The 15966-nt window shown below is 38.9% G+C and carries 12 protein-coding genes; 6 read left to right on the top strand and 6 right to left on the bottom strand.

Going from position 1 to position 15966, the window contains the following annotated elements; genetic code table 11:
• Nucleotides 1-227 precede the first annotated feature (227 nt).
• Together PL8927_RS00800 and PL8927_RS00805 are read left to right on the top strand one after the other, a co-directional pair.
• Nucleotides 228-1907, top strand: coding sequence for a glycoside hydrolase family 10 protein (locus tag PL8927_RS00800; protein WP_083616563.1), 1680 nt, complete (start codon nucleotides 228-230; stop codon nucleotides 1905-1907).
• 12 nt (nucleotides 1908-1919) lie between these two features.
• Complete coding sequence (locus PL8927_RS00805; RefSeq protein ID WP_083616565.1) at nucleotides 1920-2384, top strand: GNAT family N-acetyltransferase; 465 nt, start codon at nucleotides 1920-1922, stop codon at nucleotides 2382-2384.
• Between the two features lie 171 nt (nucleotides 2385-2555).
• Here PL8927_RS00805 and PL8927_RS00810 read toward each other — a convergent pair whose 3' ends face one another.
• Both PL8927_RS00810 and PL8927_RS00815 read right to left on the bottom strand, forming a co-directional pair.
• Entirely contained in the window at nucleotides 2556-4736 is a 2181-nt protein-coding gene (locus PL8927_RS00810) for a lytic transglycosylase domain-containing protein (RefSeq protein ID WP_083616567.1), read from the bottom strand.
• Between the two features lie 147 nt (nucleotides 4737-4883).
• Complete coding sequence (locus PL8927_RS00815) at nucleotides 4884-5945, bottom strand: class I SAM-dependent methyltransferase (protein WP_156093054.1); 1062 nt, start codon at nucleotides 5943-5945, stop codon at nucleotides 4884-4886.
• 417 nt (nucleotides 5946-6362) lie between these two features.
• On the opposite strand from PL8927_RS00815, the gene PL8927_RS00820 reads away from it, so the two are divergent.
• Nucleotides 6363-7685, top strand: coding sequence for an RNA-guided endonuclease InsQ/TnpB family protein (locus PL8927_RS00820; protein WP_231505873.1), 1323 nt, complete (start codon nucleotides 6363-6365; stop codon nucleotides 7683-7685).
• 195 nt (nucleotides 7686-7880) lie between these two features.
• Here PL8927_RS00820 and PL8927_RS00825 read toward each other — a convergent pair whose 3' ends face one another.
• Nucleotides 7881-9464, bottom strand: a complete 1584-nt coding sequence (locus PL8927_RS00825) for a B12-binding domain-containing radical SAM protein (RefSeq protein ID WP_083616569.1) — start codon at nucleotides 9462-9464, stop codon at nucleotides 7881-7883.
• A 186-nt stretch (nucleotides 9465-9650) separates the two neighbouring features.
• Here PL8927_RS00825 and PL8927_RS00830 point away from each other — a divergent pair, with 186 nt between their 5' ends.
• On the top strand, nucleotides 9651-10661 hold the full coding sequence (locus PL8927_RS00830) for a M28 family peptidase (RefSeq protein WP_083616571.1): 1011 nt from the start codon (nucleotides 9651-9653) through the stop codon (nucleotides 10659-10661).
• A gap of 473 nt (nucleotides 10662-11134) precedes the next feature.
• Here the strand turns inward: PL8927_RS00830 and PL8927_RS00835 are convergent, their stop codons facing one another.
• Both PL8927_RS00835 and PL8927_RS00840 read right to left on the bottom strand, forming a co-directional pair.
• A complete protein-coding gene (locus PL8927_RS00835; RefSeq protein WP_083616575.1) occupies nucleotides 11135-11620 on the bottom strand; it encodes a VOC family protein in 486 nt (161 codons plus the stop codon).
• Nucleotides 11621-11624: 4 nt separating this feature from the next.
• Nucleotides 11625-12002, bottom strand: a complete 378-nt coding sequence (locus tag PL8927_RS00840) for a hypothetical protein (protein ID WP_197047269.1) — start codon at nucleotides 12000-12002, stop codon at nucleotides 11625-11627.
• 540 nt (nucleotides 12003-12542) lie between these two features.
• Here PL8927_RS00840 and PL8927_RS00845 point away from each other — a divergent pair.
• Nucleotides 12543-14012 (top strand): CIA30 family protein, encoded by a 1470-nt coding sequence (locus PL8927_RS00845; protein ID WP_083616577.1) that lies wholly within the window; start codon nucleotides 12543-12545, stop codon nucleotides 14010-14012.
• Nucleotides 14013-14331: 319 nt separating this feature from the next.
• Nucleotides 14332-15219, top strand: a complete 888-nt coding sequence (locus PL8927_RS00850) for a carbohydrate ABC transporter permease (protein WP_083616579.1) — start codon at nucleotides 14332-14334, stop codon at nucleotides 15217-15219.
• 17 nt (nucleotides 15220-15236) lie between these two features.
• Here the strand turns inward: PL8927_RS00850 and PL8927_RS00855 are convergent, their stop codons facing one another.
• Nucleotides 15237-15632: a winged helix-turn-helix transcriptional regulator gene (locus tag PL8927_RS00855; protein ID WP_083616581.1), complete on the bottom strand. Its 396-nt coding sequence runs from the start codon at nucleotides 15630-15632 to the stop codon at nucleotides 15237-15239.
• Between the last annotated feature and the right edge of the window lie 334 nt (nucleotides 15633-15966).

A 15966-nucleotide genomic window follows, 5' to 3' on the forward strand; every position in this document is an offset into this window, starting at 1 on the left:
GAAGCTATAAAACGATTACTGAAAGAACATGAATAAGTCAGCATCTTTTGGGATTGTAACTTATCCAACTTTAGGTTAAAATTCTTACTTGTATTATATTCTTTTTGGATGGAATTAGATGCAAAATTAATCAATTATTTCCTTTTGTTCCTAAAGATGCACAGTTAAACGGGAATCTAAAAGCGACCTCCTCCTAATTTGAGCAATCTCTATCACCTTCAAATTTTATGGTAAACTTTACAGATCTAACGAATCATTGGGCAAAAAATAGTATTGAAACCCTGGCGAATAAAGGCATTATCAGTGGTTATCGAGACGGAACCTTTAAACCCGATGCCCCTTTAACTCGTGCTGAGTTTGCTACAATGCTAATCAAAGCCTTTCCTCAACTTTTAGACATCCGAGAACCCCTCGAATTTAAGGATATTTTACCTCAATTTTGGGCTTATAGTGTGATTCAAAAAACCTATCGGACAGGGTTTATGAGTGGTTATGAAGACAAAAGTTTTAAACCGCAACAAAATATTCCCAGAGTTCAAGCCTTAGTCGCTTTAGTTAAAGGGTTAAATTATGAACCGAGTCAATCTATTGTTAAAACCTTAAATCAAAGCTTAACGGATGCTAAAGATATTCCCAATTATGCCAAAACTGCGATCGCTGCCGCCATTGAACATGACTTAGTTGTTAATTATCCAGAAGTCAAACTTTTAAACCCCAATAAACCCGCAACTCGTGCAGAAGTGGCTGTGTTTTTCTGTCAAGCTTTACGACAAGTTAATGAGCCCTTAACTATTGCCGAACAATATATTGTTAAACCTCCCCTTATTCCAGTTCCCACAGGAGAATTAAGAGGGGTTTGGTTAACAAATATTGATAGTGATGTTTTGTTGTCTAAAAATGCCTTAACAGATGCCTTGAATCTATTATCTGAATTGCAATTTAATACGGTTTATCCGACAATCTGGAATGACGGTTATACTCTATATCCGAGTCTGTTAATGGAACGGTTTACCGGAATTAAAATTGATCCCATTCCTGAATTAAAAGATCGAGATATTCTGCAAGAAATGATTCCCTTGGCAAAAGAAAAGGGCATTAGTGTGATTCCTTGGTTTGAATTTGGGTTTATGGTTCCCCCAAATTCAAAAATTGCCGAACTCCGTCCCCATTGGATTACTTGTCGTCAAGATGGTACAAAAGCCTATAAAGAAAGTCAAGTTAATCAAGTTTGGTTAAATCCCTTTCATCCCCAAGTTCAACAATTTATTTTAGGATTAATTATTGAAGTGGTTAAAACCTACGATATTGATGGGATTCAACTCGATGATCATTTTGGTTTACCTGTGGATTTAGGGTATGATGAATTTACTGTACAATTATATCGTAAGGAAACGGGAAATCCTACTCCTCCCAGCGATTTTCAGGAGGCAAATTGGGTAAGTTGGAGAGCTAAAAAAATCACAGAATTTTTAACTCGAATTTTCTGGGTTATTAAAGACTATAAACCCAATTGTATTCTTTCTTTATCCCCTAATCCTTATTTGTATGCCTATTCTCAATTTTTACAAGATTGGAAAACCTGGGAACAAGAAGGTTATTTAGAAGAATTAGTTTTACAAGTGTATCGAGATGATTTGAATGGGTTTTTAGCCGATTTAAAACGTCCTGAACTCTTAGAAGCAAAAAGCCATATTCCGGTTAGTATTGGGATTTTAACGGGATTAAGAATTAAACCCATGTCCTTTGAAATCGTTAAAGAACAAATCCAACTCACGCGCGATCGCCAATTTGCAGGAACATCATTTTTCTTCTATGAAACCTGGAAACAAATGATGGAATTAGAAACTCAAAAAACTGAATTTAAAACCTTATTTTCTGAGGGTTTACAACGTCCTAAATTGGTCTAATGATGAAGGAAAATGATTATTATTCGTCCTTATTTAGAACAGGATTGGTCACTCATTTGTCACGCTCATGATCGCGCTCAACCTGCGGAATTTAAAGGATCTTGTGATTTAAGAGCCATGACACCGTTAGCGCACAATCCTAATGCGGACAAAATTTGCTATTCCTATAAGAAATTTGTAGCTTGTAAAGGGAAAACGGTTGTCGGTTTTGTTGCCATTGATCGCAACTGTATTGCCTTATTATATGTTGATCCTGACTATCAAAATCAAGGCATTGGTAAGCGGTTATTACACTTAGCTTTGAAGTTGATTGGTTCACCCGCTTATACGATTGTGATGGCAGGAAATCAACGAGCGATCGCTTTTTATAAAAAAGCTGAATTTCAAGAAATTGGTACTTTTAAAAGCCATATTTCCGGTTATCCCTGCAAATTTATGCGTTTAGTTCGTTTAACAGAAAAGATTGATCCGTTATAGCAGGGAACAGGGAACAGGGAACAGGGAACAGGTAGGAAAAGAGTTCTCTGCAAACGGTTTTAGAATCAGTCTATGTCCTAACTGCCTTGGCGACTGCTATAATATAAACCCTCTAGTTGTAGTGAGGGCTTCAGCCCTCTTTTTATTATTGATCAGGTTTCTCCCACATTCCTAATTTTTATAATTAGCCGTATGTTCTTGTAAAAGTTGGGCAACATCGGGGTTATAAATTCTGAGATAATTCCAGTAATTTTCAAACACCGATTTCACATAATCTTGAGTTTCAGGATAGGGAATTTTAACCACAAATTCATCGGGATCTTGAAATCCAAAGCGCTGTAACCAACTTGAAACCGCACCCGGCCCAGCATTGTAACTCGCTACTGCTAACATGGAATTATTGTTATATTCTCGATGGGTAAAATCCAAATAATAAGTACCTAAATTGACATTATCATTGACATTATCTAAGGAATAATCAGTCAATTTAATTTGTTTAGCAACATCCGCCCCAGTTTCTGGCATTACCTGCATTAATCCCGTCGCTCCGACAACAGATTTAATCCTCGGCATAAACCGGGATTCTTGACGAATTAAAGCCGTTACTAATACCGGATTTAATTGTCGTTCTTTTGACCAATTGACAATGGTTTCTAAGTAGGGAAAAGGATATAATGCTTCCCAATAAGCAGGTCTTTGTTTTAATTCTAAATATTGCGATCGCTCTTGAGGATCATCTCGCCGACTTAAACTCGATAACATCCAAATTCCCTCTAAATTATCCCCTATTCCCATTCGCATTAATCCATCGGTATATTGTTCAGTAACCGAAGGCTGCATGGGATTTTTAAACTCCGTTTGCCATAACGTCCAAGCCTCTTGATTTTGTCCTAACGCATATAATTCTTGTAAGGTTTGAGAACCCCCCGGAGGCACTTCTCGAATATCAGGATGTTCAACATGGGGAGAGAGGGGCCGAACTGTTGTAAAATCTCCTACAGGCCATCCTAAATGCACCGCAGAACGCCAAGCATAATAAGAGGAAGGATAACGCACAATTAAATATTCAAAGGCTTTTTTTGCATCTTGAGAATTGCCGATTTTTTCCGCCCATTTCCCTACCCAAAATGTTGCTTCTGGGGCAAATTCACTATCAGGATTTTTCGTTGAAACTTGTTTCGCCCAGTCGGAAGCTGATTTTAAATTTCCGGCTTTTGCGGCTTGTTGGGCGAGTTCCCAACGCAATTGGGCGGCGGCTTCAGAATCACTATATTGACTGAGTAATTGTTGACGAGTTTCTGAAGCAGATTTTTCCGATCGCATTTGATCTAATAGTTTAGCTTTATCTAATAAAGCTTCTGCTGCATGACGAGGAAATTTAGCAATAACTTGATCTAAATAAACTAAAGCCTCTTTTTGATCGGAAAGCCGCGATAATCTGAGTAAACCAAATCCGGCATCTTCCCCTTGGGGATCAATCTCCTGGGGAAAGGCATTAATTAACTGTTTATAAGCAATTCGAGACTCAGGAATTTTATCATTTAACCATAACCCTCTCCCATGACGATAGAGATTTTGAGGCGTTTTTGGGGCTTTGGAATAGGCGATCGCTGCTTTCCCATAATCTTGTTTTTCCCAATAACCAAATGCCACAATTTCCCATTGTTCGGGAGTGAGTTGATTGCCATATTTGGCTTTTAATTGTTCTAAATAAGTTCCATAGTCTTTTAAATACAATCCATGTTGGGCAATTAATAATAATAACTCCGGTTGATTGGGATTTTGTTTGAGGCGACTTTGAGCAATTTCTAGGGTGCGGGGATGACTGGGAAATTTAGCGATTGCTTGATCCCAATATTTAGGATTTGTTTTTCCCAAGGCAAATAACGCTTCTACGACAACAGGTTGTTCTCCATAGTTTTCTAAGAGTTCCTGCCAAGTTTTCTGAGCTTTTTCGGTCTCTCCTATTTGTTCATAAGCTTGCGCCCGTTTAACTAAAATATGACCGGATAATAGGGGATAATCTTTCTCTAATCCCTCTAATAATTGAATCGTGATTTCAGGTTTTTCCTGTAAAGAATCACTGGCTAGTAAATATCGCGCCCGACTTCTTTCTACAGAAGTATTTCGCTCTTGGGCTATGGGTTCTAATTCTGTTTGACGTTGAGAAACTGGCAATAAAGCAAGTTTTAAAACTTCCGACTCAGGGGTTTGTGAACCGGGAGAATGGGTCTGTTGTAATGATTGTTTCCAGGCTCGAAATTGCGTCAGGGGAAAGAATACACCCACCAACAAAGCCACAGATGCAATGACTGGTAAAATCCAAACTTTTGAGATTCGTCGCTTAATCATGATGGAGGTTATAGTAGGGAATGGGGAATTACGAATTACGAATTGGGAAAATTGACAGAATGATCATGATTTTAACTCATCTTTTTAGAGGAGGCTTTACCTTTGATGTTCTGAAGTCAGAAACTTCCGACCTCCTCCTAATACCGTTTATTTTTTCACCTGACATAATAACCAACGTAAGGACAGAGGAGGGTTTTGAATGGGGACGACATCTCGACCCTGTGACCAATGCTCAAACCAAGTCGTGGGCGGCCAAGCTTCCGGGGGGAGGTGAGTGCGTTCATACTCATAAACCGACTCATCAGAAATCATTTGTACAGGTAAACTTTGTAAAATCGAATTAATTTCAGGACGAGTAATCAAATATGACCATTGAATTTGACCCATTTCTCGAACTTTATCATTGAGTTCAAAGTTTTCATCAGTAATAAATGTACTAAATAAAATTAACCCTCCAGGAGCAACCGCATCACAGACTTTAGTTAAGAGGGTTTGGACATCCTCTAAGTTCCGAAAATGGGAAATCACTTCCGCAATTACCGCTAACCGATAATAATTAGCAGGTAAAACTAAAGCCGGGTTGAGAATATTACTTTGAATCACCCGAATAGGTAAACTCGCTTCTTTGGCTTCCTTAGCAATAATTTGAGCAAAGTCTGGGGTGAGTTCGACTGCATCTACCGGATGCCCTTTGCGGGCTAAAGCCAGGGTATTTCGACCCACACCCGCCCCGACATCTAAAATAGGGGTGTGAACGGGATCGGAGAAATTAGACACCACCGCCATTAATTTAGCATCAGGATGGGCTCCAAACAACGGCCCTTCACGGGTGGTTAACCAGTGTTTATATTTATTTTCTAAAGAGGTGACTTCCGTGGTTACGGTGAGTTTTAAACCACTGGTTAATCCTTGGGTGGGGTCAGGAGGTTCATATTTAAAGACTAAACGGCTATGGGGTGAAGCTTGATATCCTTCCTGCAATTTTCTTTCCACAAGCTGACGTAACCCCTTCAATTCATCTGGAGTAAAATTTTGCCCCAATGCTGTCAGCAACGCATAAAACTGACTCATGTATTCGTCCAGCAAAGCAGGTGCACAAGGAAGAACAACTTGTCCTCGTGCTGAAGTCAGTCGTTTCACTTTTAATAAAAGTGCTTTTTCAATCAAGTTTTGATCATTCACTGTAATCGGTTGATTCACGGCTACCACGAATACAATTTCCTTTTAATGCTGTGTCACAACTTGCCCTGTTGCTCTAATTTATCAGGAAAAGCAGAGAAATCAACAGACTTGCTGTTTCTGGTCTAATCATAGCCATGCCCGAAAAAAGTTATCGACCAAAGGTAGAATTAGGGTGAACAGGTACAGCAGGAGGTTTAGGAGGTAGTCAATACCCTGGTGTTCCCAAACCTAATAAATTGTGAAAAATCTACGGTTTAAAGAACTCAGGAGTCTAATATTTTTATGTGCTTTTCAGCAACGGCAAGTTTTACTGCCAGTTTCTCATAAAAACAGGATGGGAGTGTGGAAACGAGCGCGTCTTCAGACAACAGAGGAAACACGACACTTCGGCAAGCTCAGTGACCGCTCAGGGGAATTTATTCCCCGTGAATATTCTAGTAATTTATGTTAACATCAAGAAACAAAAAAGTCGTGATAGTCGAGTCAATGGCTAAAGCAATTAAAACAATGGGAGTACAGCAAATATTGTTGTCTCCAGACCCAGAAATCCGTGCGTTACTAGAATACCTTTGTCAACAATCCGGTAAATTGTACAACACAGGAATTTATTTTGCCCGTCAAACATTATTTAAGACAGGTAAATTATTAACAGGAAAGTTTGATTTAGCTTTTGAACCATCGGTATCAAAATCTTTGTTGGCACAATCAATGCCATCAACACCGATGCAACAAACCTTAATGTCGGTAACAGAAGCGTTCAAATCTTTCAAGAATTTAAGAGATTTACATAAAAAAGGTCAACTGCATTTTAGACCTAAACCTCCGGGCTATCTTAAGGGTTCTAAACTGTTCAAAGTTGCCTATCCTAATTCTGGGGGACAAAAACCGACATTAATCAATGGTCAACTTAGATTTTCTCTAGGATTAACAATTAGAAGATGGTTTGGGGTATCAGAATTTTTTTTACCCATGCCATCTAATCTTGATTACTCCCAGGTTAAAGAGTTTACTATTCTTCCTAAGAATGGTGCTTTTTACTTGGAAGTATCCTACGAGATAGAAAAACAAAGCCATGAATTAGATGTTAACCAAGCGTTATCTATTGATTTAGGAACTGCTGATAATTTAGCAGCTTGTGTTGATACTTTAGGAAATTCCTTTTTGATTGATGCCAGAGCGATGAAAGCCGCAAATCAACTTGGAAATAAAAAGGTATCAACTCGCAAAGAAGGTAAAGCCCAAGGATACTGGGATAACTGGTTAGACCGTATAACCCGTAAACGCAATCACCAAATGCGGGACGGGATTAATAAAGCCGCTAAACTAATGCTCAACCATTGCCTGAAATATGGCATTGGAACTTTAGTAATGGGATGGAATGAAGGGTTTAAAATTAACGCTGATTTGGGTAATTTGAATAATCAAAAGTTTGTTCAAATGCCTTTGGGTAAATTAAAATCCCGTGTCAAACAACTGTGTGATTTACACGGTATTTTATTTGTTGAAACCGAGGAAGCCTATACTTCAAAAGCTAGTTTCTTAGATGGAGACTCCCTACCCAAATACGGTGAAAAACCGATGGGGTGGAAAGCATCTGGAAACAGAATTAAGCGTGGTCTTTATCGGACGTCTGATGGTTTTGTTGTTAACGCTGACTTAAATGGTGCAGCCAATATTTTGAAAAAAGTATCGGGAAGATTAGGTTTGTCGCTTAATCAACTCAGTAGACGATCTTTGGCAGTCGTAGCGAGAATTAGATTAAACTAATTCTGTCCGCAGAATCTCAGCGTCTTCAGACCTGAGAGTGTCAATATCTGTGTTAGGAGTTGCAACACTGACACAGCAGACATATTTTATCAAACCACTTTTATTTCAGTGTGGTGTTTCTTCGCGGCGGTTTTGAGTAGTGTTTTGTTGTTAATATTTTTTAACTGGAAAACAGCATTATCAAAGGATTAAAGATTAAGACCGTACCGATAGTTGTTTTGCTGTGAAGGTAACAGAGGGTTCAGGTAAATCAGAAGTCATCTGTTGAGTAATCCGTTCTTTTGCTAAGGCTCGGTATTCCCAGAAATGTTCTCCAGCCGCACATAACCCCAAATACATATTCAAAACCTGGGGTTTTCTTAACAGAATGATCCACAGTTGATACCAAAACTGGCCTCTAATTTCAGGGCGACGAATGCCTTGATGCCAGATCAGTTGAATTACTAATCTTAATCCTTTGCCGAGAGGGAATTTCATGGTTTGCTGATGATGTTTTAAGGTGGCAATTTGGAGACATTGTTGTAAACACCGTCGGAGATAATTCTCCGGTTCGTACATCGTCCAAAACCCTTCAACATATTCTCTAGCAATTTCTGTGATCGGGCGTGTCGGAACGAAATTCATTAGAGTATTTTGATCACCTGTGGGATGGCTATTACTATCAATTAAACGCTGTTCTTTTTTAAGTCGCTCCCAGAGGGCTGTATTAGGTAGAGCTTGAAGAATTCCTAACATCGGTTGTGGAATACTGGTTTGTTCTACAAAGGCTTGAATGCGATCGCCTGCTCCGGTTCGTTCTCCATCAAAACCGAGGATAAATCCAGCATAGATCAACAGTCCTGCATCGTTAATTTTACGACAGGCTTCTATTAGGGGATTACGGGTATTTTGCAATTTGCGAGTGAGTTGTAAGCTATCTTGATCAGGGGTTTCAATACCCAGAAACACCGCATAAAAACCCGCTTCACCCATGAGTTGCAACAATTCATCATCCTCAGCCAAATTCACCGAAGCTTCAGTAATGAAAGTAAACGGATAGTTATGTTGCTGCATCCAGGGAATCAGTTCTCGCAGAAAGCGTTTAACATTCCGTTGATTACCAATAAAGTTATCATCCACAATGAACAATGAACCCCGCCAACCCAACTCATAGAGGGTGTTTAACTCAGCCAGAGCTTGATCCGGTTCTTTGGTGCGAGGTTTACGACCATAGAGAGAAATAATGTCACAAAATTCGCAATTGAAGGGGCATCCCCGTGAAAATTGAATCGCCATCATTAAATAGGCATCCTGTTGAAGCAGGTCAAAGCGGGGGATAGGGCTTTGAGTGACATCGGGCTTATCAATTGAACGAAAGATCCCCTGGGTTTCGCCTTGACGCAGAGCTTCCAGAAATGGGGGAATAGTCATTTCTCCTTCATCGAGAATCAGGAAATCGGCCCCAGAGTCCAAGGCATCTTGGGGAACAGAGGTGGGATAGGGGCCACCAACGGCGACGGTTTTGCCCAGTCGGACGGCTTTATGAATTAGGGCGTGAAAGTCAGGCTTTTGCACCAGCATCGCAGAAAGAATCACTAAATCGCACCACTGCCAATCTGCATCGGTTTCACAGGTGACATTGCGATCGTAAAATCGAATTTCCCACTCTGGGGGTAACATTGCAGCAACGGTAATAATTCCCAAGGGCGGAATCACTGCTTTCAGTCCGGCAATTTCCATGAAGCGATCATAAGACCAAAAGGACTGAGGAAATTGTGGATAGAGTAGCAATGCTTTCATAAATCTCTCCAGTAACTTAAGTTGACTCTCAGGGCCGGGGAAGTCTTGTACAACTAACCCCTTGGAAATTTAAGCGGTTTTTCCGCATTTTCCTACAGTCAACTTATAGTCAGCGCACCCTAGAATTTAATCTATCCCAAGTATGATGATCCTAATAAAAATAATCGAACTTGGAGGTCAACAAAGATGCAATGGATCACGAAAGCTGCTCTCATCCGTCTGGGGATTTTATTAGGGGGTTTAATGGTTTTGTTTATGGCGATCGCATTTTTAATGACAACCATGCCCGAAAAAAGCTATTCAGGACAGTTACCTCCCCTAACTGCCTCTCAACAGCAATTGCGGGATGATTTAAACCGAGATATTAAAATCATGACTGAAGATATTGGCGAACATAATTATCTTTTTTATAACAATTTAATTCAAGTCGAAAAATTTTTAAAGACACGGTTGAGTCAAGCAGGTTATTCGGTTAATACTCAAGAGTATTCCGTTAATGGACAAGTTTTTAGCAACTTAGAAGTAGAAATTAAAGGAACTGAAAAACCCGATGAAATTGTCATTATTGGTGCTCATTATGATTCGGTTGTTGGTTCTCCTGGAGCAAACGATAATGGAACCGGAGCCGTTGCTGTTTTATCCTTAGCCCAGTTATTTTCCACAACTCACCCCAAACGAACCTTGCGGTTTGTGGAATTTGTTAATGAAGAACCTCCGTTTTTCTGGTCAGAAAATATGGGAAGTTTGGTTTATGCTAAACGCTGTCAAAAACGTCAGGAAAATATTGTAGCCATGCTGAGTTTAGAAACAATGGGCTTTTATTCTCAAGCTAGGAATAGTCAACAGTATCCGGTCAATATTTTAAGATTAATTTATCCCAATCAAGGAAATTTTATTGGTTTTATTGGTAATATTGGCTCCCGATCCTTAATCCATCAAGTTATAGCAAAATTTCGGACTTCTGCTCAATTTCCCTCCCAAGGCGTTAGTTTACCTGATTTTATTCCGGGGGTTGGATGGTCAGATCACTGGTCATTTTGGCAAGTTGGCTATCCCGCTTTAATGGTTACAGATACAGCCCCCTTTCGTTATCCTTATTATCATACTCAACAAGATACTCCCGATCAAATCGATTATGATTCCTTAACCTATGTTGTATCAGGATTGCAATCTGTGATTCAAGATTTAACCCATTAAGCTGTTAAACATCATACAATTCCCCATTTCCCATTCGTAATTCGTAATTCGTAATTCGTAATTCGTAATTCGTAATTCCCTATTCCCTAATTAACTAAGTATTTGGATAAAATCATGCTATTATAAAAATAGTGTGAATTTGGGGCTGTGGCTCAGGTGGATAGAGCAAGCGCCTCCTGAAAAATCGGGCACCATGTGGGGAAACCCCGTGAGTGAATGTGGTCAAACTCAAGGAAGCCTAAGTCTGGCGACAGATAAGGTAATCTTGAGCCAAGCTTTACCTCTTATGGAGGAAAGAAGGTGCAGAGACTGGCTCTAGGGAATGATTTGTTTTATTCTTTAGACATAACGGCCACCACCTACGGGCAGCGTCAGCCTAGGGTGAAGGGATAGTCCAGAGAGTGGGGAAACTCACACAAATCTGAAGCGCTAGGTCGGCGGTTCAAGTCCGCCCAGTCCCGTTTAATGGTAAATTATTCGGAATCACAGCGAATTTCTAACATGAAACCATCGGGGTCGTAGAAATAAATCCCGCGTCCAGTGGGACGAGTGACAGGGCCATGATCTATGATCAGGGGATGGGAGGTGTTAGCCTGATTGCTGTGCGATCGCAATACCTCTACAGCTTGATCAAAACATTCCGGTGCAATGTCAAAAGCCAAATGATTAACGCGGGTAAACGCGATTGTTGGATCAGGATCAGGAGGGTTTAAATCGGGTTCAGCAAATAAATCAATTACCGTCCCATCAGGGGTGACAAAATTAGCCACTTTCCCTGCTTCAACTAAGGATTTTAAGGTAGTGGGAACTTCATCCCCAACTAATTCATGTAACCCTAGAATTGTACCATAAAAATAGCGAGAATTTTCTAAATTAACAACATTTAACGCAATATGGTGAACCCGGCGTAACCATCCAGGAGATAGAACTTTTGGGGATATCGCTTGAGTAGATTCCATGAGTTTAATTAAACGCTACATTTTGAACTCTGCCGATTATTTTTTGAACCCAGAAAACGATTTTTTCAAGAATATGTCTTAAACTTTGGGGAGATAGAACCGCCCAAATATTAATTCCTAAACAGGTTGTTCCTAATAATAATAAGACATAGGTAGGAATCATCACCACACCAATCATAAACCAAGTGAAAACGTGCAGTACCATCAATCCCGAATATAAACTAGCAAATCCAGAAATTAAAAAGATTTGAGATTGGGGACGATTTAGACCAATAAAAATTAGGGTTTGTACCGTAGCCAATAAATTAAAAGGCACTAAAAAGGCACAAATTCCTAAACAGTTGGCACGAGAGAAATCAGCAATTGTTGTTAAATCTATCATAATCAAAACTCTTTATTTTGGGCGGTTTGAGATCTGAAATTTAATAATTTTTCTGTTCTGGACTTCTTCACTATAACGTTTTTATTGGAAATGTGAAATTTTCTCTCCCTTTCGATTATCCAGAACATTCACAATCTCAATAAAATAGTAGATGAATTCAGGAATTTTTTAATTGATCTCTGTCTAAAGGGTTAACTCCTACTCATTACTATTTATTTTTTTTTAAAGCTGTTGTCCAAAAATTGGTAAACATCATTAAGAAACTACCCAGAATAATCATTAAGGCGATTCCAACGGGGATCGCCGTTTCTAAATCAATACTTTCCATTGTCATTCGCTAAATTTAATCAACAGATACCTTAACACAGATGTTTATTCTAGGGGAAGGTGAATCTCGTGGTTTGGATTTTTGCCCTTTACCTGTTGAGTTACCCCTTTTACCGACCTTGAGCAACTTTGCCTTTCTTCTGTTACCATTGAATTTGTTACATATCTTAATCTATTAGGACAGTCCCTTAACAAAATTATACGGAGAAGGCGATGGCCGAGCAACAAAAAGGACAATGGGATGGCGGTCGGTTCCTCAAAACCCTCGCTTATTTTAGAGTTATTCCCTTTATTGGGAATATTAGCTGGATACAAAATTTATGGGGTGGAGGGACAAAAAAACGGCAAGAAAAACCGAATATTATATTAGTAGTTGGTGCGACGGGGGGAGTCGGAAAACGAGTTGTTCAACGCTTACAACAACAAGGAATCAAAGTACGTTGTTTGGTTCGAGATGCGAACAGAGCTAGAACACTATTAGGAAATACAGTAGAATTAATTGAAGCCGATTTGACAATTCCTCAAACCCTAAACTCTGAGATTTTTCAAGATATTACCGCGATTATTTGTTGTAGTGGAACGAAAGTACAACCCGTTGAAGGGGATACTCCCAACCGAGAAAAATATTATCAAGGAATTAAGTTTTATCTGCCGGAAGTCGTTGATGTACCGGAATTAGTCGAATATAAAGGCATTCAAAATTTAATTTATGCACTCCCTAAAACTTTGAGAAATGCGGGAGAAAAAATTCTGTTTGATTTTACTCAACCCACTGAGGAAATCAAGGAAATTTGGGGTGCATTAGATGATATTGTTATGGGAGGTATTAGCGAAAGTTCCTTAAAATTAACCTCGGATAGTGCCGTGTTTACAGGATATGTTTCAACGGCGAATTCTGGGGGGTTTGTTTCGGTTAGAACTCGCAATTTTGAACCGCCTTTAAATTTATCTGATTATCAAGGAATTGAATTACGAGTTAAGGGGGATGGAAAACGCTATAAATTTATTATTCGTTGTAATGATGGCTGGGATAGTGTCGGTTATTGTTATTCGTTTGATACGGTTTACAATATTCCAATTACGATTCGCATTCCTTTTGATAAATTAATCCCCGTATTCCGTGCTAAAACATTACAAGAGGGAAAACCGTTTAATCCTAATCAAGTATTTTCTTTGCAGTTAATGTTGAGTAAATTTCAATATGATGGGGCGTTAAATCCTAAATTTGAACCGGGACTCTTTCAATTAGAAATTGAGTCTATTAAAGCTTATGGCGGAAACATATTACCTCGGTTTGTTCAGGTGAGTTCGGCGGGAGTAACTCGTCCAGGGAAACCGGGATTAAATTTAGAAGAAGAACCTCCGGCGGTGCGTTTAAATGAACAATTGGGGGGAATTTTAACCTGGAAATTACGAGGAGAAGATGTTATTCGTTCTAGCGGTATTCCCTATACAATTATTCGTCCCTGTGCATTAACTGAACAACCAGGAGGCGCTACTTTAATATTGGCTCAAGGGGATACCATTAAAGGACAAGTTAGCCGAGATGATATTGCTGAATTATGTATCCAAGCTTTAACTCAACCCAAAGCTTTTAATACCACCTTTGAAGTTAAAGCAGAACAAAATAGTCAAGGGTCAGAAAATTGGAATCAGTTATTTTCTGAGTTAAAACCCGATTAACCGTTACGAATTACGAATTACGAATAGGTTGTAATATTTTATCGTAGGGGTTGGGAGACCCAACCCAGGCGCAAAGAGGGTTTGGAAACCAAACCCCTACAGAATTTTTTCACAAATCCTAAACGGATTGCTATATATAACTACCATTACCCTATCTTCAAATCAAATTATATTTTAAAATTAAGCTAATCAGTATTTAAACTGAATCTTTAATTAGCACAAAACCCTTTACTATTCCCTATTCAGTAAGTTATATGTGTGACAGCTTATGATAGGATTTTAAGGGGGGTTTTGATGGGCAAAGCCCATCCTACGGAGTATGTTAAAGTTTAAACCTGTTTTCACGCCTTATTTATTTTTATTTCCAGCTTTATTAATGCTGACCTTAACGGTATTCTGGCCAGCGTTACAAGCCTTTTATTTGAGTTTGTTTAGTTATGATTTGCTGACGCCGCCGGAATGGGTGGGGTTAAAGAATTTTCAACGGTTATGGACAGATGAGGTTTTTTGGGAAACCTTAAAAAACACATTTCTGTATTTGATTATAGTTGTTCCGATTTTAGTATTTGCACCTTTAGGATTAGCAATTTTAGTCAATCAAAAATTACGCGGAATTAATGGATTTAGAACCGCCTATTATGTTCCGGTTGTGATTTCAATGGTGGTGGCGGGTATTGCTTGGAAATGGTTATATGCAGAAAATGGGTTTTTCAATCAATTCTTGAATGCAATTTCTCTTCCTCCTATTCCTTGGTTAACCAGTCCCAATGTCGCCTTATTCAGTGTGATGGCGGTGACAATTTGGAAAGGCTTAGGTTATTATATGGTCATCTATTTAGCGGGATTACAAGGAATTCCCTTAGAACTTTATGAAGCGGCTAGTATTGATGGTTCTGATGGGTTTAGAAAACATTGGGATATTACGTTACCGTTGATGAAACCTTACATGGTTTTAGTTGGGGTAATTTCCGCTATTTCCTCAACGAAGGTGTTTGAAGAAGTTTATATTATGACCCAAGGAGGGCCCAGAAATAGTTCAAAAACAATTGTTTACTATTTGTATGACCGAGGATTCCAACAGTTAGAATTCGGTTATGCTTGTACTATCGGGTTAATTCTATTTTTAATTGTTTTAGGATTATCGATTTTACGATTAGTGATTGAACGGTTTAGCGAAAATATTAAAAGCAGTAATCCTTTAATGTAGAATGCTTAATATCCATTTTAGGGTTCTATCGAACACCCACAGAGTTTTTGCTCTAATAATTGTTCTCCGGCTTTTTTGAGCGCGACTAATACAGGTTGCAGTTGTCTTCCTTTCGCGGTCAAAGAATATTCAACATGAGGGGGAATTTCTGCGTAAACCCTCCTTTCAATAATACCATATTTTTCTAATTTTCGTAGGCGAATTGTCAAGGTTTTCGGACTCAATCCAGGTAAAGCGTCTAAAAATTCATGGGTGCGACGATTCCCAATTAATAACTCGCGCAAAATTAAAACTGACCATTTGCTGCTGATGAGTTGCACAATATATTGAATCGGACAAGTATTTTGACTTAGACAGCTTAGAGAACCGAAGTTTGGCTTTTCGATACAAGTGTTAACATTTGTTTGCAACATTTTTTAACGTTAATCCCAAGAGTTTTGAGGATTTAATCTTTTTTAAGAATAGCCTAGAATGCCGTAGTAATAACATTTCTTTACTTTTAGTAACTATATGAACAAAAAGAACCTATATTGAAATAATGATAGAAAGTAGTAACCTTTTAGATAGAGGGAAAACAAACCCTCGGTTGAGACCGAAAGTTCACACCTAGAGAGAAAAAAACAAAACCTAATCTTAAGAACTGTAAAGTTCACCGATTCCAGATTCAGAAGTTCTAAACATTCCATTAAGTATCGAGTGATTTAGCTTCATCCGCTCATAGTGCCCCACGTCTGACCCGTTAGGGCA

Source organism: Planktothrix serta PCC 8927, assembly GCF_900010725.2.
GTDB classification, from domain to species: domain Bacteria; phylum Cyanobacteriota; class Cyanobacteriia; order Cyanobacteriales; family Microcoleaceae; genus Planktothrix; species Planktothrix serta.

What these genes read in the sequence shown, in the direction of transcription:
- PL8927_RS00800 (WP_083616563.1), top strand. Translation starts at nt 228, where the DNA reads ATGGTAAACTTTACAGATCTAACGAATCATTGGGCAAAAAATAGTATT.
- PL8927_RS00805 (WP_083616565.1), top strand. Translation starts at nt 1,920, where the DNA reads ATGATTATTATTCGTCCTTATTTAGAACAGGATTGGTCACTCATTTGT.
- PL8927_RS00810 (WP_083616567.1), bottom strand. Translation starts at nt 4,736, where the DNA reads ATGATTAAGCGACGAATCTCAAAAGTTTGGATTTTACCAGTCATTGCA.
- PL8927_RS00820 (WP_231505873.1), top strand. Translation starts at nt 6,363, where the DNA reads ATGTTAACATCAAGAAACAAAAAAGTCGTGATAGTCGAGTCAATGGCT.
- PL8927_RS00825 (WP_083616569.1), bottom strand. Translation starts at nt 9,464, where the DNA reads ATGAAAGCATTGCTACTCTATCCACAATTTCCTCAGTCCTTTTGGTCT.
- PL8927_RS00830 (WP_083616571.1), top strand. Translation starts at nt 9,651, where the DNA reads ATGCAATGGATCACGAAAGCTGCTCTCATCCGTCTGGGGATTTTATTA.
- PL8927_RS00835 (WP_083616575.1), bottom strand. Translation starts at nt 11,620, where the DNA reads ATGGAATCTACTCAAGCGATATCCCCAAAAGTTCTATCTCCTGGATGG.
- PL8927_RS00840 (WP_197047269.1), bottom strand. Translation starts at nt 12,002, where the DNA reads ATGATAGATTTAACAACAATTGCTGATTTCTCTCGTGCCAACTGTTTA.
- PL8927_RS00845 (WP_083616577.1), top strand. Translation starts at nt 12,543, where the DNA reads ATGGCCGAGCAACAAAAAGGACAATGGGATGGCGGTCGGTTCCTCAAA.
- PL8927_RS00850 (WP_083616579.1), top strand. Translation starts at nt 14,332, where the DNA reads ATGTTAAAGTTTAAACCTGTTTTCACGCCTTATTTATTTTTATTTCCA.
- PL8927_RS00855 (WP_083616581.1), bottom strand. Translation starts at nt 15,632, where the DNA reads ATGTTGCAAACAAATGTTAACACTTGTATCGAAAAGCCAAACTTCGGT.